The organism is Nocardioides dubius (assembly GCF_039528155.1).
Taxonomy (GTDB): domain Bacteria; phylum Actinomycetota; class Actinomycetes; order Propionibacteriales; family Nocardioidaceae; genus Nocardioides; species Nocardioides dubius.
This window is the reverse complement of sequence record NZ_BAAALG010000011.1, coordinates 311,694-333,424: the sequence shown is the minus strand read 5'-3', so window position 1 is coordinate 333,424 and position 21,731 is coordinate 311,694. Positions and strand designations below refer to the sequence as shown.

The window sequence follows — 21,731 nt, the reverse complement described above, 5'->3', positions numbered from 1 at the left end:
CAGCGGGTCCCAGTAGGTGCCACCGCGCTGGGCGGCGATCTCGGCCGGGACGGCGACGTGCTCGGAGCAGGTCAGGTAGTCGAATCCGAGCCGGTCGGCGGCCTCGGCGACGGCGGTCAGCTCGGCGATCCCTGCCGAGCGTTCCCAGGGGGAGTGCTGGCCGGGGAAGGCGGTGACCAGCGGGCTGTTGAGCCCCAGACGCATGGTGACTCCTTGAGAGGTCGGGGTCTTCCATCAAAGGACTCGGCGGACGACGGTGGGGCGACGGGTCCCGTTGATCGGAACGAGTGAGAGGGATTTTCCCTAGAATCAATTTCAGTCCAGGGCTTCCCTTGGGACGTGAGGCGCGTTACTGTCGGGGGCAGAATTCATTTCAGTTTTGTGACTGAGAGCTGGAGGGAGAGACCATGACGATCGCCCCCGAGACCGCCATGGAGTCCGCCGAGGCCGCCGCAGGTGCACGTCGTGACCTGCCGCCGTCGATGGTGGAGCGGATGACGCTGATCCTGGACGTGTTCCAGGGCCGCGACAGCCGCCATACGCTCGAAGACGTTGCCCGGATCACCAACCTGCCCCGCTCGACGGCGCACCGGATCCTCGACCAGCTGGTCCGCCTGGACTGGCTGGCACACACCTCGTTCGGCTACAGCCTCGGCCGCCGCTCGCTCTCGCTCGGCGGAGGGGCCGGCGACCACAGCGAGCTCCGCGCCGCCGCTGCGCCCTACCTGCACGACATGCTGCTGCGCACCGGCGCCGTCGTCCACCTCGGCGTGCTGGTCGGCCACCAGGTCCACTACCTCGACAAGATGGGCGGTCGCTTCGCCGCGATCGCGCCGTCGCGCGTCGGTGGCTGGGCGCCCGCCCACTGCACCGGCCTCGGCAAGGCGATGCTCGCCTGGATCGAGCCGGAGGAGGTCGACCTCCTGCTGGCCGACCACATGAGCAGCCGCACCCCGCGCACCATCGCCGAGCTCGGCGACCTGCACCTCGAGCTGGGCCGGATCCGCTCGCGGCACGGTCTCGCGCTCGAGATGGGCGAGTGCTTCGAGAACATCGCCTGTGCGGCCGCCGCCATCCGTGGCCCGCGTGGCCCGGTCGGCGCCGTCTCCATCGTCGGCGAGGCCAGCATGCCCCTGGAGCGCGTCGCCCCGCTGGTCGTGGACGCCGCCCGCCGGATCTCCCAGGACCTCTTCGGAGACCTGGCCACCGGCCCCAACCGGAACCGCATCGTCAGCGCTCACTGATCGCGCGATTGCGCAAGTTTCAGGACCGACCACCGGGAATTTCCCGGTGGTCGGTTTCGTTCCCCCCTAGATTGAGCGCGTGTTCAATCGAGAAGAGACCTTGCGTGAGCTGGCCACCGAGCGCGGAGTGCTGCGCTACCACGAGGCGGGACCGGCCGACGCGCCCCCGCTGCTGATGCTGCACGGCTCCGGCCCCGGCGTCACCGGATGGCGCAACTTCGCCGACAACCTGGCCACGTTCTCCCAGCACTTCCGCTGCCTGATCCTGGAGTTCCCGGGCTTCGGCGTCAGCGACCCGGTCGACAAGCACCCGATGGCGGCAGCGATGCCGGCGGTCGGCGACTTCCTCGACGGGCTGGGCCTGGAGACGGTGGACATCGTCGGCAACTCGATGGGCGGCATCGTCGGCGGCCGGTTCGCGATGGCGCAGCCCGACCGCGTGCGCCGCCTGGTCACCGTCGGTGGCATCGGCAAGAACCTGCTCAGCCCGGCGCCGGGCGAGGGCCTGCAGCTGCTGATGGACTTCACCGACGACCCGAACCGCGAGCGTCTCGTGCAGTGGCTGAACTCCATGGTCTACAACCGCAAGATGGTGACCGAGGAGATGATCGAGGCCCGCTGGGAGCAGGCCACCGAGCCGTCCACCCTCAAGGCCGCCCGGATGATGTACTCGCGCGCCGCGATGGAGGCGATGGAGGCGTTCCAGGCCGCCTCGCCCGAGCCGCCCTATTGGGCCGAGTTCCACAAGATCAAGGCCCGCACCCTGATCACCTGGGGCCGCGACGACCGGGTCAGCCCGGTCGACATGATGTTGCTGCCGATGCGCACCATCCCCGACGTCGAGGTCCACGTGTTCCCGAACTGTGGCCACTGGGTGATGATCGAGCAGAAGGCGGCCTGGGAGGCCGCCGTCCTGGCGTTCCTGCTGCGTCAGGATTGATGAACCCTCCAGATAGTCCCTGACGTTTTCGTGGTTTCCACGGCGTGTCGACCACGAAAACGTCAGGGACTATCCCTCAGCAGCACCTGCAGCCCTTCCCGATCACTGGGAGGGGCTGTGGCGTTCGGTGGTGGCGCGCTGGGAATCTGGCGACACCGGGAATCGGCCCGGTGTTGAAGAACTGTGGAGGACCCCCCGTGACGAACCCCGTCCTCGAGGCCATCGAGGCCCAGGCTGAGGAGCTTGCAGCCAACGGCCCCGCCAACGAGAAGCTCGGCAAGCTGACCGACCGGTCGGCGGAGCTGCTGCGTGCCAACGGCGTCATCAAGATGCTGCAGCCGGCCAAGTACGGCGGCGCCGAGGCCCACCCCGCGGAGTTCGCGCAGGCCGTCATGAAGCTCGCCTCCCTGGACGGCTCGACCGGTTGGGTGGCCGGCATCGTCGGCATCCACCCCTGGGAGATGGCGATGGCGGACGCCGGCACCCAGGAGGAGATCTGGGGCAAGGACAACGACGTCTGGGTCGCCTCGCCCTACGCGCCGATGGGCGTGCTGAAGCCCGTCGACGGCGGCTACATCTTCAACGGTCGCTGGCAGTTCTCGTCGGGCACCGACCACTGTGACTGGATCTTCCTGGGCGCCATGCTCGGCGACGCCGACGGCAAGGTCGCCATGCCGCCGCAGTCCTACCACGTGATCCTGCCGCGCTCGGACTACGAGATCGTCGAGGACAGCTGGGACGTCGTCGGCCTGCGTGGCACCGGCTCCAAGGACATCATCGTCAAGGACGCCTTCATCCCCGCGGCCCGCGTGATCGCCTACAACAAGCTGATCGACGGCTCGCAGCCGCGTGAGGCCGGCCTGACCAACCCGCTGTACCACCTCCCGTTCAGCACCGCCTTCCCGCTGGGCATCACCTCGGCCGTGATCGGCATCGCCGAGGGTGCGCTGGCCAGCCACCTCGCCTACCAGAAGACCCGCGTGCAGATCACCGGCACCAAGGTCAAGGACGACCCGTACGTGCTCTTCGCGATCAGCGCCGCGGCCGAGGAGATCAAGGCCTCGCGCACCGCGATCATCGAGAACGTGAGCCGCTTCTACGACATGGCGGAGAAGGGCACCCCGGTCAGCCTGGCCGACCGTGCCGCGTCGCGTCGCACCCAGGTCGCCGCTGCCTGGCGCGCGGTCCGGGCGATGGACGAGATCGTCGCCCGCTCCGGTGGCAACGGGATGCGGATGGACAACCCGATCCAGCGCTTCTGGCGCGACGGTCACATGGGCCTGGTGCACGCCATCCACGTGCCCGGCTCGGTCTTCCACGCCACCGCTCTCACCGAGCTCGACGTGACCCCGCCGAACGGCCCCATGCTGGCCATGATCTGAGGATGACATGACGCACATCCGGGGCCTCGGATATCTCCGGGTCCAGAGCCGGGACGTCGACCGCTGGCGCGAGCTGGCGGTCAGGTCCCTCGGCCTCCAGGAGGTGCCGGGCCCGATGTCCGAGGGCCTGCACCTGCGGATGGACGAGCGCAGCTCGCGCCTCGTCGTCCTTCCGGGCGACGTCGACAAGCTGCTCGCCGTCGGCTGGGAGGTGCGCGACCAGTTCGCGCTCGCCGCCGTCGGCCGGGCTCTGGGTGCCTCGGGCACCCCGGTACGCGAGCTCGACCCGGTCGAGTGCGCACAGCGTCAGATCGAGGCCGGCATCCGGTTCGCCGACCCGTCGGGCTCGCCCGTCGAGGTCTTCTTCGGGCCGGTCCTCGATCATCGTCCGGTGCTGACCGCGCACGGTCAGCGCTTCGCCACCGCGGACGTCGGGATGGGCCACGTGGTCCTTCCCAGCGTCCACGTGGAGGAGTCGGTCACCTTCTATACCGAGGTGCTCGGCTTCCTGCCCCGCGGCGCGATCCGTCTCGGATCGGCCTGGGGCAAGTCGGAGTCGGCACCGCACGCGGCCGCCGACGCCGCGCTCTCCGACCCGTCGCTGCACGAGCCGCCGGAGCGGATCCGCTTCCTCGGCGTCAACCAGCGACACCACAGCCTCGCGCTGTGCCCGGCGCCGGTCGGCCACGGCCCCGGCGTGCTCGCCCTCGGCCTCGAGGTCGACTCGCTCGACGCGGTCGGGATGGCACTCGACGCCGTCAACGTCTCGGGCTTCTCGCTCTCCTCGACGCTCGGGCGGCACACCAACGACCGCATGGTCTCCTTCTACGTCCGGGTGCCCGGCGGTTGGGACATCCAGTACGGCACGGACGGCGTCCGGGTCGACGAGACGTCGTACACCTCCGAGGAGATCACCCGCCCCAGCTACTGGGGCCACACCTGGACCACCACCGCACCCTTCCGTCCCGTTACCCCGCCTAGGAGTGATCAGTGACCAAGCCCGTCCAGCTGAGCGAGATCGAGAGCTTCGACCATGAGGTCGACGTCCTGGTGGTGGGGCACGGCTGTGCCGGAGCCGCCGCCGCGATCGAGGCTCGGCGCGCGGGTGCGTCGGTGATCCTGCTGGAGCGCTACAGCGGCTCGGGCGGCTCCTCGGCCCAGTCCGGTGGCGAGCTGTACCTGGGCGGTGGCACGGCCCTGCAGAAGGCCTGCGGCTTCTCCGACGACGACGCGGACAACATGTTCGCCTACCTGAGCAAGGCTCTGGGCCCGCACGCGGACCTGGAGAAGATCCGGCTCTACTGCGACGGCTCGGTCGAGCTGTTCGAGTGGTTCCGCGCGTGCGGCGTCGAGTTCGTCGAGTCGCTCTACGACGCGCCCACCTGGATGCCGCCGACCAAGGACGGCCTGATGTGGCTGGGCGAGAACGCCTGGCCCTACAACGAGATCGCGCGCCCCGTGCCGCGCGGCCACCGCCCGGCTGCCACCGGCTTCGGCGGTCACGCGGTGATGGCGGCACTGAGTGCCACCTGCGATTCGCTGGGCGCCGAGACGCACACCGACACCAAGGCGCTCTCGCTGATCCTCGACGGCGACCGCGTCGTCGGCGTGACGGCGCGCAAGTTCGGCAACGACGTCAGCTACCGCGCCAAGGCGGTCGTGCTGACCACCGGCGGCTTCGTCGACAACGAGCAGATGCTCGCCGACCACGCCCCGGTGCTGCTCGGCCACGGCAAGGTCAGCGACGGCGGCGACGACGGCAGCGGCATCGAGATGGGCATGGCGATCGGCGCGCAGACCCGGCGGATGGGCTTCGTGGAGGCCGCCTACACGGCGCTGCCGGCGATGGTCTGCCGCGGCATGCTGGTCAACGGCCAGGGCAACCGCTTCATCAACGAGGACGTCTACCCGGGCCTGTTCAGCCACGCTGCGCTGCACCAGCCCGGCCCGTGCTGGGTGATCCTGGACGAGGCCGGCTTCGACGACGTCCCGCCCGCCGACCTGTGGGGCGTGCGACCCAGCTACGCCGCGGAGACGCTGGCCGAGCTGGAGGCCGATCTCGGTCTGCCGCCGGGCTCGCTGGAGGCCACCGTGGCCGCCTACAACAGGCACGCCACCGAGAGCGGCACCGACCCGCTCTACCACAAGGACGCCAAGTGGATCCGTCCGCTGGAGGGCCCGTGGGCCGCGGTGGACCCGCGGATCTCGTTCGGTGGCGGCGACGCGAAGGGCACCGGCTTCTCCGGGTTCACCCTCGGCGGCCTGGCCACCGACCTCGACGGCCAGGTGCTGAGCATCGGCGGCGGCGTGGTGCCGGGGCTGTACGCGGCCGGCCGGGCGTCGTCCAGCATGCACGGCGAGGGCTACATCTCCGGAACGTCGCTGGGCGACGGGACCTTCTTCGGACGCCGGGCCGGCGTCCACGCCGCCCGCGCCGTCCAGGACGCAGGCGCCTGATGAGCGGCGCGTCGCGCTCCGCCCTTGCCACTTCCGAGCAGGTCAACCGCGACGCGCTGCTGGTCGAGCTGCTCGCCGATCCGGCGCTGATCGAGGCGCGCGATCGGGTCGAGCAGCTCTACCTGGGCGACCCGTTCTGCGGGCGGAGTGCCGCCGGCATCGCCAGTGCGGCCGACGCTGCGGCGTCGATCACTGCGGCTGCGGTGCAGCACGCCCTGGTCTCGGACCCGTCCCGGCCCGCCTTCCTGTGGTCGGCCTGCGCCGCACACGCCTGGCCGGGGCTGGCGGTCCCGAACTCCGGCTACGGCATCGACAACCCCGATAACGTGCACCGGCGCACCGCCATCGACGGCGTCTCCAGCTACCGGATCTCGGTGCAGGTGCCGCCACGGCCCGCCGCGCAGTTCTCCTTCATCTGCTACGGCCAGCCGGAGGCGGATGGTCCGGTCACCCGCGAGGGTGCCGCGATCGCCTCGGTGCTGCTCTCGCACCAGGTCACCCCGGACGCCGAGGGGCGCTTCGAGGTGACCGTGGGCCCAGAGCCCGTGCCCGGCAGCGCGTACCACCTGGTCTCCGCGCCGACCAGCACCTGGCTGCTGGTCCGGGACGCCTTGACCGACTGGGAGACCCAGGAGCCGCTGCACCTGGAGATCGAGCGGATCGCTGGCCCCGAAGCCCCGCCCGCGCAGAGCCGGGCGGAGCTGGTCGAGATCGCGGTCGCGAACACGGAGCGGCTGAGCCGCTACTGGCTGGCCTACAACAACGAGCTGCTCTACGGCCCGCGGCCGGCCAACCGGCTGCCACAGCCGGTCGGGCGGCCCTTCGGCGCCTCGGTGGCCGCGCCCTTCGCGCTGGGCGCAGGGGAGGGGCTGCTGGTCACCCTGGACCCGGGCGGCTGTGACTACCTCGGCTTCGAGGTCACCGACCCGTGGGGTGTCACCCGGCCTGCGGTCGATGCGCTGGGTGGGCTGAACAACCGTCAGGCACTGGCCAATCCGGACGGCACGATCACCTATTGGGTGGGCCCGGCCGACCCGGGCGTGCACAACTGGCTGGACACCGGGGGCCTGGACGCCGGGCTGATCACCGCCCGCTGGCAGGGCGGCACCCTGGACGCCGAGGCACCGCCGGTGCGCTCCACCGAGCTGGTGCCGCTCGCCGAGGCCGCGGACCGGTTCGGTCCCGAGCATCAGGTCAGCGCGCAGCAGCGTGCCGACCAGCTGCGTCGTCGCGCAGCCGCGTTCGCCCGCCGCCTGGGCTGAGCTCGTCGTCCAACGGCACGAGGCCCGCTGAGAACGGATGTTCTCTCAGCGGGCCTCGTGCGTGCGGGAGCCGGGGGATGTGCCGGCCATCGCGGTGCCGTGGTTGCGGCAGCTCAGTGGTGGGGCACCATCATCTTCATCATCTTCTCGGTGCCCAGGACCAGCTTGGCGCGGTCGCTGGTGGAGCGCATCTCCACGACCTTCTCGTTGCCCGGCATGATCCGGACCGGACCGTCGGGCAGCGCGGCGAGACCCTCGCGGGCGGCGTCGACCGGCTCGGTGACGTTGACGCCGGGGATGTCGAAGTTCAGGCCGGCGCGGATCATCGCGGGCGTGCGGGTCAGGCCCAGCACGAACTCGCAGACGTCCACGTTGTGCTCGCGCAGCTCCGCCCACAGGCCCTCGGCGAAGATCTTGCTGAACGCCTTGGCGCCGCCGTAGATGCTCTCCGAGGACGAGCCGACGTAGCCGGCCAGCGAGCCGATGAGCAGGATGCCGCCGCGCTGGCGGTCCTTCATCTTCGGCGCGTAGTGGTGGACCAGCGCGAGCATCGCGGTCACGTTGAGGTCGATCACGCCCTGGAAGCCGGCGAGCTCGCCGTTCAGGAACGCACCGCCGTAGCTGTTCGCGCCGGCGTTGTAGACCAGCAGGCCGACCTCGACGTCGGCGGTCGCCTCGGTGATCGCGGTGATCGACTCGGGCTTGGTCAGGTCGGCGGCCACGGTGCGGACCTCGACGCCACGCTCGCGGACCTTGGCGGCGGTCTCCTCGAGCGGGCCCCGCTTGCGGGCGATCAGCAGGAGGTTGAAGCCATCGGCTGCGAGCTGGTCGGCGAACTCGGCGCCGACGCCCTCGGAGCCACCAGCGATGACGGCCCAGGGGCCGTACTTGGCGAGGTCGGTCACTTGTGTCCTTCCGGGTTGATCTTCAGGGGGTCTTCGTCCTGGATCTCGATGCGGCCACGGACCGCGGCCTCACGCACCGACTCCTTGAGCTTGCCGCAACCGAGGAACGCGTTGCGGTTGGGACGCTCGGTGCGGGGGAGCGGGTTGTTGCGCTCCTCGCACCGAGCCAGAGCGTCGGCGTGCCACTGGATGGAGGTCTGGTCCCAGCTGCTCTTGCGCACCTCGACGCAGGCGCCGCAGGCGGAGCACTCGACCGGAGCCATCGGCCCGTCGTCCAGGCGGACGTCGGGCCGTGGCGGTCGGGGCTTCGCTACGCCTTCGGCGGTCATCAGGACTGAGCCGCCTGGCGGGCGGCCATGTTCTCGGCGACCTCGGCGCGCCAGGCCTCGTTGGGCCGGGTGGTGTCGATCTCGAACTCGAACCGCTCGGTCATCTCGGGAGTGACCTCCTCGACGTCGACGTAGAACTGCTGGTACCAGCGACGCAGCTGGTAGACCGGGCCGTCCTCCTCGCACAGCAGCGGGTTGTCGATCGGGGCCTTGCTGTTCCAGATCGCGACGTCCTGCTCGAAGCCGTACTTGATGAACTTCGCCGTCTTGGCGGCCATCAGCTCGGCCTCCTCGGCGGTGACGCCCTCCTTCTGCTCCACGATGACGCCGTACATGAGCACGAAGTTGTTCTCGTCGATCGGGTAGTGGCAGTTGATGAGGATGGTGTCGACGTCCATGTCCTCGTAGTGGTACGTGACCTCGTCGATCATGAACGACGGGCCGTGGTACGCGGCGACGGAGGTGGTGCCCATGACGGCGGGGTTGCTCTTCGACGGCTTGGGCGGGCGGACGTCCTCGCGGCCGTCGCCGTTCATGTACTGGTAGGCACTCTGGCCTTCGAAGACGTTCTTGAAGTACGTCGGGAACGAGTAGTGGATGTAGAAGAAGTGCGCCATGTCGACGACGTTGTCCACGATCTCGCGGCAGTTGGAGCCCTCGATGGTGATCTGGGTCCAGTTCCAGTCGGTCCAGTTCTCGGCGGCAACCTGCGGGATCCGGGGGATGGTCACGTCGGCCGGCGGCGGGTTGCCTTGCGGGTCGTTCCAGACGAAGACCATGCCGTCTTGGACCATCGTCGGCCAGGAGGCGGTGCGGGCACGCAGCGGAACCCGGCGGGCGTAGGGGATGGACTTGCACTTGCCGTCGCCGCCCCAGCGCCAGTCGTGGAACGGGCAGGCGATCTCGTTGCCCTTGACCGTGCCCTGGGAGAGGTCACCGCCCATGTGGCGGCAGTAGGCATCGAGTACGTTGATCTCGCCGTCCTCGCCGGCGAAGACCACGAGCTTCTGACCGAAGCCGTTGATCTGGTGCGGCTTGCCGTCGGCGAGGTCACGCTCGAGACCGATGCAGTGCCACCCGCGCGCGAAGCGGGTCGGCAGTGAGTCGTTCTCGATCAGACGAACCTCGGTCTCGTTCTTGCTCGTGGTCATGACACACCTTTCCTGGGGCCAGTGTTGCTTGACTGCGAGTTTGGCCCGGGTCCACGAACTGGACCCCCTGAGAATCCCACTGAGCGGTAGGTAAGCCTGAGCCTGGTGTGTCAGGCTCGACACTGCATGTTGTGACCCGAGACACAGATGTCTCGGGCGGTGAGCCCTGGAGAGAGGAATGGGGTCGAGGTGCCTCGGATCGCGGGGGATCGTGAGCCGGCTCAGCCGGTCTCCGCAGAACAGAAGGAGCGGTATGCGCGGATCCTGCGCGCTGCCGCACGCCTAGGCTCCAAGCACGGCTCGGACCGGATGCAGATGAACGACGTGGCCAAGGAGGCCGGCGTCGCGATCGCCACGCTGTATCGGTACTTCCCGTCGAAGAACGACCTGTTCGTGGGGTTGATGAACAGCCAGGTCCACCGGCTGTCGTCGGCACCGGCGCCCGCTGACGGTCTGCTGCCGTCGGAGGCCGTGGCAGAGATCCTGGTCGTGGCCAGTCGCACGATGCTGGAGCGTCCGCTGTTGGCGACGGCGATGCTGCACGCCAACAACTCGGCCCAGCTGAGTGTCGGGCGGGAGGGCAGCAGCGCGAGTCAGGCCTTCCACGTGGTGCTGCACCGTGCGCTGGGCACCGAGGACCCGACGCCGCAGGACAAGCGGTTGGTGCGGTTGATCGAGCAGGCCTGGTACGGCGTGCTGGTCTCGGTGCTCAACGACGTGATCACCATGCAGGAGTGCGAGGACGACATCCGGCTGACGTCGAAGCTGCTGCTCGGTCCCACCTATGACCCCGCCCCTCCGCTCGGGAGCTCGCCCGTACTGGATCGAATGGAGAATTGATGAGTCGCAAGATTGTGGTCACCGGAGCAGCCTCGGGCATCGGTGCGGCTACCGTCGCGCTGATCCGCGCTCGCGGTGACGTGGCGATCGGCGTGGACCTGCGCGACGTCGAGGTCATCGCCGACCTCTCCACGCCGGCGGGGCGCAGCGAGGCTGTGGCGAAGATCCTCGAGGCCACCGACGGCCAGATCGACGGTCTGATCACCTGCGCTGGGTTGAGCAACAACTCGACCATGCAGGTCAACGTCAACTTCTTCGGCACCACCGAGCTGGTCGAGGGGCTGCTGCCCGCGATCACCGCCTCGGGTGGCAAGGTCGCGCTGGTCGCGTCGATCTCGGCGACCCAGCCGTCGGACGCCGCCACCGTCGAGGCGTTGCTGGCGGGCGACGAGGAGGCCGCGGTCGAGGCTGCCGGCAAGGTCGAGCGCGTGCAGGCGATCTACCCCTCCACCAAGTTCGCTCTGGTGCAGTGGATGCGCCGCAATGCCGGTACCCCGGCCTTCGCCGGTGCGGGCGTGCCGATGAACGCGATCGCCCCTGGCGTCGTGCTCTCTCCGATGACCGACGCGCTGATCGCCGACCCGAAGATGAAGGCGATCATGGACGCCGCCGTCCCGTCGCCGCTCGGTGGCTACGCCTCTGCCGCTGAGATCGGCCAGGCGCTGCTGTGGCTGGTGGCTGCGGAGAACACCAAGATGACCGGACAGATCATCTTCGTGGACTCCGGCGCCGAGGTGACTCTCCGCCCGGCCGACCACTTCTGAGTCGCCCCACGACGTCGTAGGCCCGGAGCACGGGGGTGCTTCCGGGCCTTCGGCATCTGGTCACTCCTCGAGCAGTCCAGTGGCGAACTGGGCCACGGCGGCTGCAACCTCCTCGTGCCGGCGTACGGACGGGTGCCGATCGGTGTCCTCCAGTTGGTGGTCGGCGCCGGGGATCTCGAGCACCTGGCCGGTGCTGCGGAAGCCCGGGCTCCACAGGTCGTCCGCCATGCCTCCCACGGTGAGGCTCGCCTCGGGATAGCTGCGAAGCCGGTGGGCCAGCTCCCGGCTCTCCGTTGGCATGGGGTGGAGGCCGACGGCCTTGAGCGGCGGCGTCAGCCAGACAGCGGGGTACCCGCGCTCGGCTGCCCAGTGCGCGCTCAAGGTGCCCAACGACTTGGCGACGACGAGGACTGGTCCGGGTGTGCGCTTCGTCCGGTCCAGTAGGCGGGCGGCGCCCTCGACGAAGGATCGGGGTGCCTCAGGGAGCGTGGGCAGCGTCCACGCCGCTTGGACCACTGCCCAGGGGGCGGCCTGCAAGGCCAGTGTCGTTCGAGCGAGGAGCGAGCTCTCGCAGGATGACGCTCGCCCCGGGAGCATCAGCACGGTGCCGACAGGTTCCGCGGCCTGCCCCTTGCCCGGAGCCCACCGGACCGTCCATGCCTCCGCCATGGGGCCTCCCTGTGGTCCGCTTCGCTTCGTGGGTGCAGCCTATGACGGCCCGGGCGTCCCCAGTCTTACTGTCGGAGGTGCCTGATGGACTGTTCGCATGATCGAGATCGACGCCGCGCACACTCCGTATGAGGTCAGTGACCTCGATGCGGGGTGCTTGCTTGCGGTGATCTCGGAGGGCCGCCACTCGGCGCTCGTGCTGGGGCGGCAGCAGCTGCGGCTGGCGCACCAGTGGTGCGTGGTGAACCCCGTCGTTCCTGGTGGTTCGTCGGCTTCGTGGTGTGACGACGCCGCGTTCGCATCCTTGGATCTGGACGACTTCCTCGGTGGTGAGGGAACGCCTGCGGTGGCGGCGTTCGCGGCGGAGGAGTTCGCGGCGGCATCGGGTGTCTCCCGTTATGCGGCGCTCTCGTTGTTGGCCGACGCGCTGGATCTGCACCACCGGCTGCCGCTGTTGTGGGCGCAGGTCGAGCTGCTGGAGGTGCCGGGCTGGAAGGCTCGCCGGGTCGCGGAGCTGACCCGCAAGCTCTCGAGTGAAGCGGCCACGTGGTTCGACCAGACGCTGGCGGACGGCGAGCGGTACGGCTGGCCGACCATCGAACGCACCTTGGCGATGGCGGTGGCGAAGTTCCACCCGGAGCTGGTCCGCGACACGACCGGGCCGCTCACCAAAGCGGACTGGGACGTCAGCCTGAACCACCGCTACGGGCCCGACCGTTCCGCCTCGGGCACCTCGACTCTCGACGTAGTCGGTGACTCCTTGGATCTGGCGCGGTTCCACGACCTGGTCTGCGACGAGGCGGAGAAGTTGAAGCGCGCGGGTGACACGGACACCCTCGGTCAGCGCAAGGCCAAGGCCTTGGGCAGCATCGCAGAGCAGCAGGGCACGCTGGACTACGAGGCCGCAGGCGACACCGGCGGCGGGGGAAGCGAGACGGTGCCGCAAGGGCGTCGCCAGGGCCGCGGGCTACGGGTGTTCGTGCACACCACCCTCGCCGACCTCTTCTCCACCGACGACCTCACCCTCGCCGACACCGACCGCCTCGGCCCGATCCTCATCGAGCAGTTGACCGACTGGCTCCAGCGCCACGGCTCCATCGCCTCGATCACCCCGGTCATCGACCTGAACCGCTCTGGTTCCGTCGACCGCCACGACCCACCAGCCTGGATGGCCGAGCAGGTCCGGCTCCGGGACCCGCACTGCGTCTTCCCGCACTGCACCCGATCCTCAGCCGATGCGGACCTCGACCACATCGACCCGTTCAACGAGACCGGACCACCGGGCCAGACCCGGCCCGAGAACCTGGCGCCGCTCTGCCGCCGTCACCACCTCGCCAAGACCTTCGCCGGCTGGCACTACGTCCGCAACCGAGACGGCACCTACACCTGGACCAACAAGCACGGCCACACCTGGCTGGTCACCGCCCTCGGCACCATCCAGCTCGACTAGCGACAGCACCCCCGCCACCTCCGGCAGCCACCAGGTCACCGGAGGCATCGGCGCGCCCCCACGCGCTCGCGCGGCTCGACCACCGTGCCCGGATACGCGAACGACCCGCCTTCCGAGGGAAGGCGGGTCGTCAGGCGTGCGGGGGCTCAGCCGAAGTGGGCCTGACCGCCGTCCAGCGGAACCGTGGCGCCGGTGAGGTAGCGCATGTCGGGGCCGCAGAGGGCCACCACGGCACGACCGATGTCGGTCTCGGGGTCGCCGATGTACTTCATCGGGATCGCCGCGACGAACTCCTCGGCTTCCTCGGGGTTGTTCTCGGTCCACCACTTCAGGCCGGGGGAGAGGGCGTGCGGGGCGACGCTGTTGACCCGGATGCCGTCTTGGGCCCACTCGACCGCGGCGGTGCGGCTCAACGAGCGCAGCGCGGACTTGGCCGAGGCGTAGGCACCGTAGGTGCTCAGGTCCCAGCGCACCATCGCCGAGGTGACCAGGTTGACGATCGAGCCGCCGCCGGACGCGACCAGGTGCGGGTGCGCCGCCTTCATGAACTCGAAGGCAGCGAACGGGCCCGAGACGTAGCCCTTGGTGAAGCTCTTCAGGTCCAGGTCCAGCAACTTGCCGAGATTGCCCGAGTAGGCGTTGTTCACCAGGATGTCCAGGCGCCCCATGTCGGTGGCGACCCGGTCGACCAGGGGAGCGATGCTCTCGGTCTTCAGCACGTCGAGCGCGTACGGCCGGGCCTGGACCCCGCGCTCGCGCAGCAGCTCGCAGGTCGTCTCCAGCTTCGCCTCGGTGCGGCCGACGACCGCGACGCTGACGCCCTCGGTCGCCAACGCCAGGGCGATGCCCTGTCCGACGCCCTGACCGGCGCCGGTCACCAGGGCGACTTTGCCCTGCAGTGCGCTCATTGCTCCTCCTGATGAGTACGGATGTTGCGCCAGTGTGTTGGAGAGTGTGACCTGGGCTGCATTCCCCTCCCAGTCATCGGGAATGACTCGGCGCGGCCGGTGAGCCGCGCCACATACTCGCTACTCGGCACGGGGGTGCCGTACCTGTACACAGCATTGACGGAGGGAACACCGATGGAGACCACGACCGACCCGGCGCTCGCAGCCCAGCTTGCGGCGCAGAAGGTGATCGCGGGACTGACCGGCCCGGGGGCTCCGTTCGAGATGGCCCCCGCCGAGGTCCTCGGCACCGAGGTCCCGGTCTTCGTGAACCGTCACCGTGCGCTGCACGAGATCGTCGCCCGCTCGGTCGAGCAGGGCGACCGCACCTACCTGGTCACCCGCGAGGAGACCATCAGCTTCGCCGAGCACGCCCGCCGGGTCTCCTCCATCGCCCAGGCGCTGCGCGAGGACTACGGCATCGAGAAGGGCGACCGGGTCGCCATCGCCTCGGCCAACAACGTCGGCTGGATCCAGGCCTTCTGGGCCACCGTCTCGATCGGCGCCATCGCCGTCGGCTACAACGCCTGGTGGTCGCCCCGCGAGATCGAGTACGGGCTCGAGCACGCCACTCCCAAGCTGGTCTTCGCCGACACCAAGCGCCTCGCCCAGCTCGCCGAGCTCGACGTCGACATCCCCGTCCTCGACGTCGACGCCGATGTCAAGCGGCTCGCCACCGCCTACCCGGACGCGCCCCTGCCGTCGGCCGACGTGGCCGAGGACGACCCTGCCGTCATCCTCTACACCTCCGGCACCTCGGGTCGCCCCAAGGGCGCCGTGCACTCGCAGCGCAACCTGGCCAGTGTCGCCGCCTTCCTCGGCTACACCGGTGCTCTCTCGGCTGCCTTCGGTGACCCGGTCCCGCCCCAGGACAAGGTCCACCTGATGGCGATGCCGCTGTTCCACATCGGCAGCCTGCACAACATCGCCGTCGCCTGCCTCTCGATCGGCTCCACGGTGGCGATCCACCTGGGTGCCTTCGAGCCCGGCGCGGTGCTGAAGCTGGTCCAGGACGCCCGCGTCACCAACTGGGGTGCGGTGCCCACCATGGCCAACCGGCTGCTCAACTTCGAGGGCATCAACGACTACGACACCTCCAGCCTGGCAGCGTTCTCGCTGGCCTCGGCCCCGTCGTCCCCGCAGTTCAAGCAGCAGCTGCGCGAGAAGCTCCCGTTCGCCAGCGCGCTCGTCGACTCCTACGGGATGACCGAGACCTGCACGGCGATCGCCGTCGCCACGCCGATGGACCTGGCGGAGTCGCCGGGCACCCTCGGCCGGCCGAACATCGGCGTCGAGGTGGAGGTTCGCGACGCCACCGGCGCTGTCCTGCCGGTCGGCGAGGAGGGGGAGATCTACACCCGCTCCGCCTACGCGATGCTCGGCTACTGGAACAACCCCGAGGCCACTGCCGCCGCCTTCACCGAGGACCGCTGGCTGCGCACCGGAGACCTGGGCAGCATGGACGAGCAGGGCCGCATCCGGCTCTCCAGCCGGCGCTCGGACCTGATCATCCGCGGTGGCGAGAACGTCTACCCCGCAGAGGTCGAGGCCGCGATCAGCGAGCACCCCGACGTCGCCGAGGTGCTGGTCATGGGGGTCGCCCACAGCGACCTCGGCCAGGAGGTGGCCGCGGTCGTCGTGGGCAAGCCGTCCGCGAACGCCGATCGCGCCGTCTTCGAGCAGGAGCTGCGCGGCCACACCGCGGAGCGTCTGGCGCACTACAAGGTGCCTTCGGTGTGGCGGATCGCGGAGCAGCCGCTGCCGCGCAACGCCACCGGCAAGGTCATCCGCACAGCGGTCTCCGTCTGACGCTGCGAGCCCCACCAAGCCCAGGCCCCGATGGCCTGAGCCCCGTTCCGAACACCCGTTTCCGGTGAGTGGGACAGATCACATTCCGCCATCTTTGCCGATGAGAGATTTCGACTGTGTTGCGCCAATTCGTGCTTAGGATCCTCGAGCTGATCGCGGTCCTGCTGCTGGTGAGCTTCGGTGTGTTCGCGCTCCTCTCGCTGGTGCCCGGTGACCCTGCGGTCGCCGTGCTCGGTGAGGGTCGCCCGCCGGAGGAATACGCCGCGCTGCGGGACCAGATGGGGCTCAACGACCCCCTGTTCACTCGCTACTTCGACTGGCTGGGCGGTGTCCTCCGAGGTGACCTCGGTGACTCGCTCGTGCCCCCGATCATGCCGGTCTGGGACCGCCTGCTGGATGCCATCCCCGTGAGCTTCCAACTGGCCGGAACCGCCCTCGTGCTGGCCCTGGTCATCTCCATCCCGCTGGCCATGTGGTCGGCCTACAACGAGGGCGGCCGGATCGACCGCGTCATCGGCGCGGCCACCTTCGGTCTGCTGTCGCTGCCGTCGTTCCTGGTCGGCCTGGTGCTGATCGCGGTGCTCGTCAACTCGCTGGGCTGGTTCCCACGAACCGGTTGGGTGCGCCCCTCGGAGAGCCTGAGCGGCAACATCAGCCATCTGCTGCTCCCAGCGCTCACCATCGCGCTGATGGAGCTGGCGATGTACACCCGCATCCTGCGCAACGACCTGGTCACCACGCTGCACGAGGACTACATCCTCGCGGCTCGGGCCAAGGGCATGCCGCCGCTGCGGATCATGTTCAGCGACGCGCTGCGTCCCTCCTCCTTCTCCCTGGTCACCGTGATCGGCATCAGCCTGGGCCGGATGATCGGCTCGACGGTGATCGTGGAGTACCTGTTCTCGCTGCCCGGCATGGGCCGGCTCATCATCGAGTCCGCCAGCACCGGCAACTACCCGATGGTGCAGGGCGCCGTCTTGCTGATCGCGATCATCTACGTGCTCAGCAACGCCCTCATCGACCTCTCCTATGGCTATCTCGACCCGAGGACGCGCCGTGCCCGAGCCTGACCTGACTCCCGCCAGCCCCGTGGAGGTGCTGAGCGTTCCTGCGCCCGAGTCGCAGCTGTCCAACGCCGCCCCGTCACGCAAGCAGCTGCTGCTGACCGGCGTCCCGCTCCTGGTGGGCGGCCTGGCCCTGGCCGGGTTCGGCCTCTCCACCGACCTGCTGGTCACCCTGGTGAAGGTGCTGCTGATCGTCGTCGGCATCTTCGCCGCGATCAACGGCCTTGGCCGGACCGCCGAGGGCATCCGTGGCCGCAAGGTCGACGTGGTCTTCGGCCTGGGTGCCGCGTGGCTGATCCTGCTGATCACCATCGCCGCGCTCGCCCCGGTTCTGCCGCTGGGCAACCACAACGACTCGGCCGCGGGTCTGAGCGCGCCGATCTTCGCGAGCCCGAGCCTCGGCTCGGAGTACCCACTGGGCACCAACAACTACGGCCTCGACCTGCTGGCCCGTGCCATCTACGGTGCCCGCACCTCGCTGATCGTGGCTCTCTTCGCGATCCTGATGGGAATGACCGTCGGCGGTCTGATCGGCATGGTGGCCGGCTTCTTCGGCAAGGCCACCGACCGGATCGTCGGCATCTTCTCCAACGCCCTGCTCGCGGTCCCGCCGCTGGTGCTGCTGATCGCGCTGGGCACGGTGCTCGACCCGAACCTGCGCAACCTGTCGATCGCGCTGTCGCTGCTGACCATCCCGAGCATGATCCGGGTGGCCCGTGCCAACACGATCACCTTCGCCCAGCGCGAGTTCGTGCTGGCGGCGCGCTCGATGGGCGCCACCCGCTGGCGCCTGCTGCGCAAGGAGCTGCTGCCCAACGTCGTGCTCCCGGTGCTCTCCATGGGCGTGGTGATGGTCTCGATGCTGATCGTGGCCGAGGCATCGCTGTCCTACCTGGGGCTGGGCATCCAGGCCCCCGAGCCCACCTGGGGCAACATGATCGCCGAGGGCGAGGGCGGCGTCATGGAGGAGCATCCCTTCGTCGTCATCGTGCCCGGTCTGTGCTTGTTCCTGACCGTCTTCTCGTTCAACCTGTTGGGCGAGAAGGTGCAGAAGCGCTGGGACCCGAGGAGTGCCAAGCTGTGAGTGCCAACAACGTTTCCGAGAAGGCGCCGATCCTCGTCGCCGAGGATCTCCGCACCGTCTTCCACACCCCGCGTGGCGACGTCCGCGCCGTCGACGGCGTCTCGCTGACGCTGCGTCCCGGCGAGACCCTGGGCCTGGTCGGCGAGTCCGGCTCCGGCAAGTCGGTGCTCGGACGGACCCTGATGGGCCTGATCTCCAACGACTCGCGGACCACCATCTCCGGCAAGGTCACCTTGGCCGGCAACGACGTGCACGCCATGAAGCGGGCCGCCCGGCGCAAGCTGTGGGGCACCGAGGTGGCGATGGTCTTCCAGGACCCGATGACGTCGCTGAACCCGGTCAAGCGGGTCGGCACCCACCTCACCGAGGCACTGCGCTACCACCTCAAGTGCTCGCGCAAGGAGGCCACCGACCGCGCTGTCGAGCTGCTCAAGCAGGTCGGCATCCCGGAGCCGGCCCGGCGGATGACGCAGTACCCGCACGAGATGTCCGGCGGCATGCGGCAGCGCGTGGTGATCGCGATGGCGCTGGCCTGCGACCCGCGCCTGCTGATCGCCGACGAGCCCACCACGGCCCTCGACGTCACCGTGCAGAAGCAGATCCTCGACCTGCTCGGCTCGCTGACCGCAGAGCGTGACATGGCCACCATCCTGGTCAGCCACGACCTCGGCGCGATCGCCGGCCGCACCGACCGGGTGCAGGTGATGTACGCCGGCCGCACCGTCGAGCAGGGCCTCACCCGTGAGGTCTTCGACTCCGCGCGCCACCCCTACACCGATGCGCTGCTCGCCTCGATCCCGCAGATCGAGAACGCGCCGCACACCATCCTGCGCGCCATCGACGGCAGCCCGCCGGACATGGCCCGGCCGCCGGCCGGTTGCCGCTTCGCCCCGCGCTGCAAGTTCGCCGACGCCACCTGCACCAGCCAGCTCCCGCAGCTGGAGAAGGTCGCCGGCTCCGAGGGTCGCGCAGTCGCCTGTTACCACCCGCTCCAGATCTCTGGAACGCATCGAATGGAAGTGAGCTGACGATGGCCGGAAGTGGAACCGCACACCTGCGCTCCGACGACCAGCGGGCGCTCACCGTCGAGAACCTGGTGGTGGAGTTCCCGGTCTCGGGCGGAACCGTGCACGCGGTCTCCGACCTGAGCATCGACCTGCTGCCGCGCGAGACCCTGGGCATCCTGGGGGAGTCCGGCTGTGGCAAGTCGAGTGCCGGTCGCGCCCTGATGCAGCTGCCGTCGCCGACCTCGGGCAACGTCCGGCTCGGGGACGTCGAGCTGACCGGTCTCAAGCCGAAGGCGATGCGCGAGGCGCGCGCCAAGATGCAGATGATCATGCAGGACCCGGTCTCCGCGCTGAACCCGCGGCGCAAGGTCAAGGACCTGGTCGCCGAGGGGCTGGAGATCTGGGGCTTCTCCGGCGAGGACCGCGCGAAGTTCATCGACGACCTGCTCCGCTCGGTCGGGCTCGACCCCGACGTCGTCCGCGACCGTCGTCCGCACGAGCTCTCCGGCGGCCAGTGTCAGCGCGTCTGCATCGCCCGCTCGCTGGCGATGGACCCCGATGTGCTGATCTGCGACGAGCCGGTCTCCAGCCTGGACGTGTCGGTGCAGGCGCAGGTGCTCAACCTCCTCGAGGAGACCCGTGAGCGCTACGACCTGAGCATGATCTTCATCGCCCACGACGTGGCAGTGGTGAAGAACATCAGCGACCGCGTGATGGTGATGTACCTCGGCAAGACCTGCGAGGTGATCCCCAGCGACGGCATGGAGAACAAGGCCCTGCACCCGTACACGAAGCTGCTGCTGACGTCGGTGCCCAGTGCCTCCGACGCCGCGGCCGCGCCCAGTGGTCCGGTCAAGGCCGTCGAGCTGCCGTCGCCGTTGAACCCGCCGAGCGGCTGCCGGTTCCGTACCCGGTGCCCGTTGGCGACCGAGCAGTGCGCGGCCGAGGAGCCGCAGCTGCGTGAGATGCGGCCGGGCCAGTTCGTGGCCTGCCACAACGTCGAGGCATGAGGGAGTTCGGATGAGCCAGCCGTTGGATGCGATCGCGACCGCCGAGGCGATCGCCTCGGGTGAGGTCAGCGCCCGCGAGGTCGTCGAGCAGGCGATCGCCGGGTTCGAGGCGAGGAAGGATCTCAACCTGCTCGTCGCCGACCGGTTCGAGCAGGCGCTCGCCGACGTCGACGCCGGCCTGCCGGCCGGCCCGCTGACCGGTGTGCCCACCGTGTTCAAGGATCTCGGGATGAACGTGGCGGGGATGCCCACCACGCGGGGCAGCCGGCTGTGGGAGGGCGACGTCCAGAGCGAGGACAGCACCCTGGTGGCGCGCTACAAGGCGGCCGGCATGGTGGTCCTGGGGATGAGCAACAGCCCGGAGCTCGGCAAGAACGCGAGCACCGAGCCGCTGGCGCACGGTCCGAGCCGCAACCCGTGGAAGCCGACCCACTCCACCGGCGGCTCCAGCGGCGGTGCGGCCGGTGCGGTCGCGGCCGGCATCGTGCCGGTGGCGCACGGCAACGACGGTGGCGGCTCGATCCGGATCCCGTCCTCGATGTGCGGGCTGTTCGGCCTCAAGCCGTCGCGTGGCCGGGTCTCGGCCGCGCCGGTGCCGAGCGTGATGGGCTACCCGCTGGGCATCAACCACGCGCTGACCCGCTCGGTGCGCGACTCGGCACTGCTGCTCGACATTGGCGGGCAGCCGCTGGACGGCGACCTGATCGGCGCGCCCGGTCCCGAGGCCACCTTCCTCGAGCAGATGCGCCGTGAGCCCGGCACGCTGCGGATCGGCCTGGTCACCGACCGAGCCGACGGCGGCGTGGTGGACGCCGAGTGCGCCGCCGCTGCGAAGGAGGCGGCGGAGTTCCTGGCCGGCCTCGGTCACGAGATCGTCCCGGTGTCGTGGACCTACGACCCCGAGCAGCACATGGGCGCCTTCGGCGTGGTGATGGGCGTCAGCCTGCTCTCGCAGGTCGACGGCCGCCTGGCCCAGCTCGGCCGCGAGCTCAAGGACGACGACCTCGAGCCGTTCACCCGGATGATGTACGACCACTACCGCGGCACCATCGGCGCGGTGGACTACGCCGACGCCCTCAACGGCCTGCAGGTGACCAGCTGGCAGGTCGCGCAGATGTTCGCCGGGCTCGACTTCGTGCTCACCCCGACCATCGCGCGCCGGGTCCCGGAGCTGGGTGTCCTCGACACCACCAACCCCGCAGCGATGTGGGAGCGGGCCGGCGACTACTCGGCGATGACCGGCATCTTCAACACCACCGGCCAGCCGGGCGTCTCGCTCCCGTGGAGCCACGACGCCGACGGCCTGCCGATCGGCGTGCAGGTGATCGGCCGCCTCGGCGACGAGGGCAAGCTGCTCTCCCTCTCGGCGCAGGTCGAGCAGGAGCGGCCGTGGGCGCTGGTCGCCCCCTGACGCCTG

20 protein-coding genes and 1 pseudogene are annotated in these 21,731 nt (G+C 69.6%); 15 read left to right on the top strand and 6 right to left on the bottom strand.

Features of this window, described 5'->3' with window-relative positions; genetic code table 11:
* Nucleotides 1-204, bottom strand: a pseudogene (locus ABD151_RS14665) (hypothetical protein); the annotation flags it as partial.
* A gap of 203 nt (nt 205-407) precedes the next feature.
* On the opposite strand from ABD151_RS14665, the gene ABD151_RS14660 reads away from it, so the two are divergent.
* The 6 genes from ABD151_RS14660 to ABD151_RS14635 all read left to right on the top strand — a co-directional run bounded on the left by ABD151_RS14660 (nt 408) and on the right by ABD151_RS14635 (nt 7,285).
* Nucleotides 408-1,244, top strand: a complete 837-nt coding sequence (locus tag ABD151_RS14660) for an IclR family transcriptional regulator (RefSeq protein ID WP_343995508.1) — start codon at nt 408-410, stop codon at nt 1,242-1,244.
* A gap of 79 nt (nt 1,245-1,323) precedes the next feature.
* Nucleotides 1,324-2,184 carry an alpha/beta fold hydrolase gene (locus tag ABD151_RS14655; protein WP_343995507.1) on the top strand — a complete coding sequence of 287 codons (861 nt, stop codon included), beginning with the start codon at nt 1,324-1,326 and terminating at the stop codon, nt 2,182-2,184.
* A 197-nt stretch (nt 2,185-2,381) separates the two neighbouring features.
* Nucleotides 2,382-3,566, top strand: a complete 1,185-nt coding sequence (locus ABD151_RS14650) for an acyl-CoA dehydrogenase family protein (protein ID WP_343995506.1) — start codon at nt 2,382-2,384, stop codon at nt 3,564-3,566.
* Between the two features lie 7 nt (nt 3,567-3,573).
* Nucleotides 3,574-4,560, top strand: a complete 987-nt coding sequence (locus ABD151_RS14645) for a VOC family protein (RefSeq protein WP_343995505.1) — start codon at nt 3,574-3,576, stop codon at nt 4,558-4,560.
* Nucleotides 4,557-6,023: an FAD-dependent oxidoreductase gene (locus tag ABD151_RS14640; protein WP_343995504.1), complete on the top strand. Its 1,467-nt coding sequence runs from the start codon at nt 4,557-4,559 to the stop codon at nt 6,021-6,023. The genes ABD151_RS14645 and ABD151_RS14640 overlap by 4 nt, the downstream gene beginning before the upstream one ends.
* The gene (locus ABD151_RS14635) at nt 6,023-7,285 is read left to right on the top strand and encodes a hypothetical protein (RefSeq protein ID WP_343995503.1); all 1,263 of its coding nucleotides are present in this window, start codon (nt 6,023-6,025) and stop codon (nt 7,283-7,285) included. The genes ABD151_RS14640 and ABD151_RS14635 overlap by 1 nt, the downstream gene beginning before the upstream one ends.
* Before the next feature lie 113 nt (nt 7,286-7,398).
* Here the strand turns inward: ABD151_RS14635 and ABD151_RS14630 are convergent, their stop codons facing one another.
* The 3 genes from ABD151_RS14630 to ABD151_RS14620 form a co-directional block, all read right to left on the bottom strand.
* Nucleotides 7,399-8,190, bottom strand: a complete 792-nt coding sequence (locus ABD151_RS14630) for an SDR family NAD(P)-dependent oxidoreductase (RefSeq protein ID WP_343995502.1) — start codon at nt 8,188-8,190, stop codon at nt 7,399-7,401.
* Nucleotides 8,187-8,453, bottom strand: coding sequence for a ferredoxin (locus ABD151_RS14625; protein ID WP_343995501.1), 267 nt, complete (start codon nt 8,451-8,453; stop codon nt 8,187-8,189). The genes ABD151_RS14630 and ABD151_RS14625 overlap by 4 nt, the downstream gene beginning before the upstream one ends.
* Before the next feature lie 65 nt (nt 8,454-8,518).
* Nucleotides 8,519-9,670: a 3-ketosteroid-9-alpha-monooxygenase, oxygenase component gene (locus ABD151_RS14620; RefSeq protein WP_343995500.1), complete on the bottom strand. Its 1,152-nt coding sequence runs from the start codon at nt 9,668-9,670 to the stop codon at nt 8,519-8,521.
* A 189-nt stretch (nt 9,671-9,859) separates the two neighbouring features.
* On the opposite strand from ABD151_RS14620, the gene ABD151_RS14615 reads away from it, so the two are divergent.
* Entirely contained in the window at nt 9,860-10,510 is a 651-nt protein-coding gene (locus tag ABD151_RS14615) for a TetR/AcrR family transcriptional regulator (protein WP_343995499.1), read from the top strand.
* A complete protein-coding gene (locus ABD151_RS14610) occupies nt 10,510-11,274 on the top strand; it encodes an SDR family oxidoreductase (protein ID WP_343995498.1) in 765 nt (254 codons plus the stop codon). The genes ABD151_RS14615 and ABD151_RS14610 overlap by 1 nt, the downstream gene beginning before the upstream one ends.
* A 60-nt stretch (nt 11,275-11,334) precedes the next feature.
* Here ABD151_RS14610 and ABD151_RS14605 read toward each other — a convergent pair whose 3' ends face one another.
* The gene (locus ABD151_RS14605) at nt 11,335-11,574 is read right to left on the bottom strand and encodes a hypothetical protein (protein WP_343995497.1); all 240 of its coding nucleotides are present in this window, start codon (nt 11,572-11,574) and stop codon (nt 11,335-11,337) included.
* 466 nt (nt 11,575-12,040) lie between these two features.
* On the opposite strand from ABD151_RS14605, the gene ABD151_RS14600 reads away from it, so the two are divergent.
* The gene (locus tag ABD151_RS14600; protein ID WP_343995496.1) at nt 12,041-13,393 is read left to right on the top strand and encodes an HNH endonuclease signature motif containing protein; all 1,353 of its coding nucleotides are present in this window, start codon (nt 12,041-12,043) and stop codon (nt 13,391-13,393) included.
* A gap of 146 nt (nt 13,394-13,539) precedes the next feature.
* On the opposite strand, the gene ABD151_RS14595 is transcribed toward ABD151_RS14600, so the two are convergent.
* Complete coding sequence (locus ABD151_RS14595) at nt 13,540-14,301, bottom strand: SDR family NAD(P)-dependent oxidoreductase (protein WP_343995495.1); 762 nt, start codon at nt 14,299-14,301, stop codon at nt 13,540-13,542.
* A gap of 174 nt (nt 14,302-14,475) precedes the next feature.
* Between ABD151_RS14595 and casG the strand changes: the two genes are divergently transcribed.
* The 6 genes from casG to ABD151_RS14565 all read left to right on the top strand — a co-directional run bounded on the left by casG (nt 14,476) and on the right by ABD151_RS14565 (nt 21,725).
* Complete coding sequence (gene casG / locus ABD151_RS14590) at nt 14,476-16,149, top strand: steroid-24-oyl-CoA synthetase (protein ID WP_343995494.1); 1,674 nt, start codon at nt 14,476-14,478, stop codon at nt 16,147-16,149.
* 131 nt (nt 16,150-16,280) lie between these two features.
* On the top strand, nt 16,281-17,219 hold the full coding sequence (locus ABD151_RS14585) for an ABC transporter permease (protein ID WP_343995492.1): 939 nt from the start codon (nt 16,281-16,283) through the stop codon (nt 17,217-17,219).
* Entirely contained in the window at nt 17,206-18,297 is a 1,092-nt protein-coding gene (locus tag ABD151_RS14580; protein ID WP_343995491.1) for an ABC transporter permease, read from the top strand. The genes ABD151_RS14585 and ABD151_RS14580 overlap by 14 nt, the downstream gene beginning before the upstream one ends.
* A complete protein-coding gene (locus tag ABD151_RS14575; protein ID WP_343995490.1) occupies nt 18,294-19,325 on the top strand; it encodes an ABC transporter ATP-binding protein in 1,032 nt (343 codons plus the stop codon). The genes ABD151_RS14580 and ABD151_RS14575 overlap by 4 nt, the downstream gene beginning before the upstream one ends.
* A 2-nt stretch (nt 19,326-19,327) precedes the next feature.
* Nucleotides 19,328-20,314, top strand: coding sequence for an oligopeptide/dipeptide ABC transporter ATP-binding protein (locus tag ABD151_RS14570; protein WP_343995489.1), 987 nt, complete (start codon nt 19,328-19,330; stop codon nt 20,312-20,314).
* 10 nt (nt 20,315-20,324) lie between these two features.
* Entirely contained in the window at nt 20,325-21,725 is a 1,401-nt protein-coding gene (locus tag ABD151_RS14565; protein WP_343995488.1) for an amidase, read from the top strand.
* Nucleotides 21,726-21,731 lie beyond the last annotated feature (6 nt).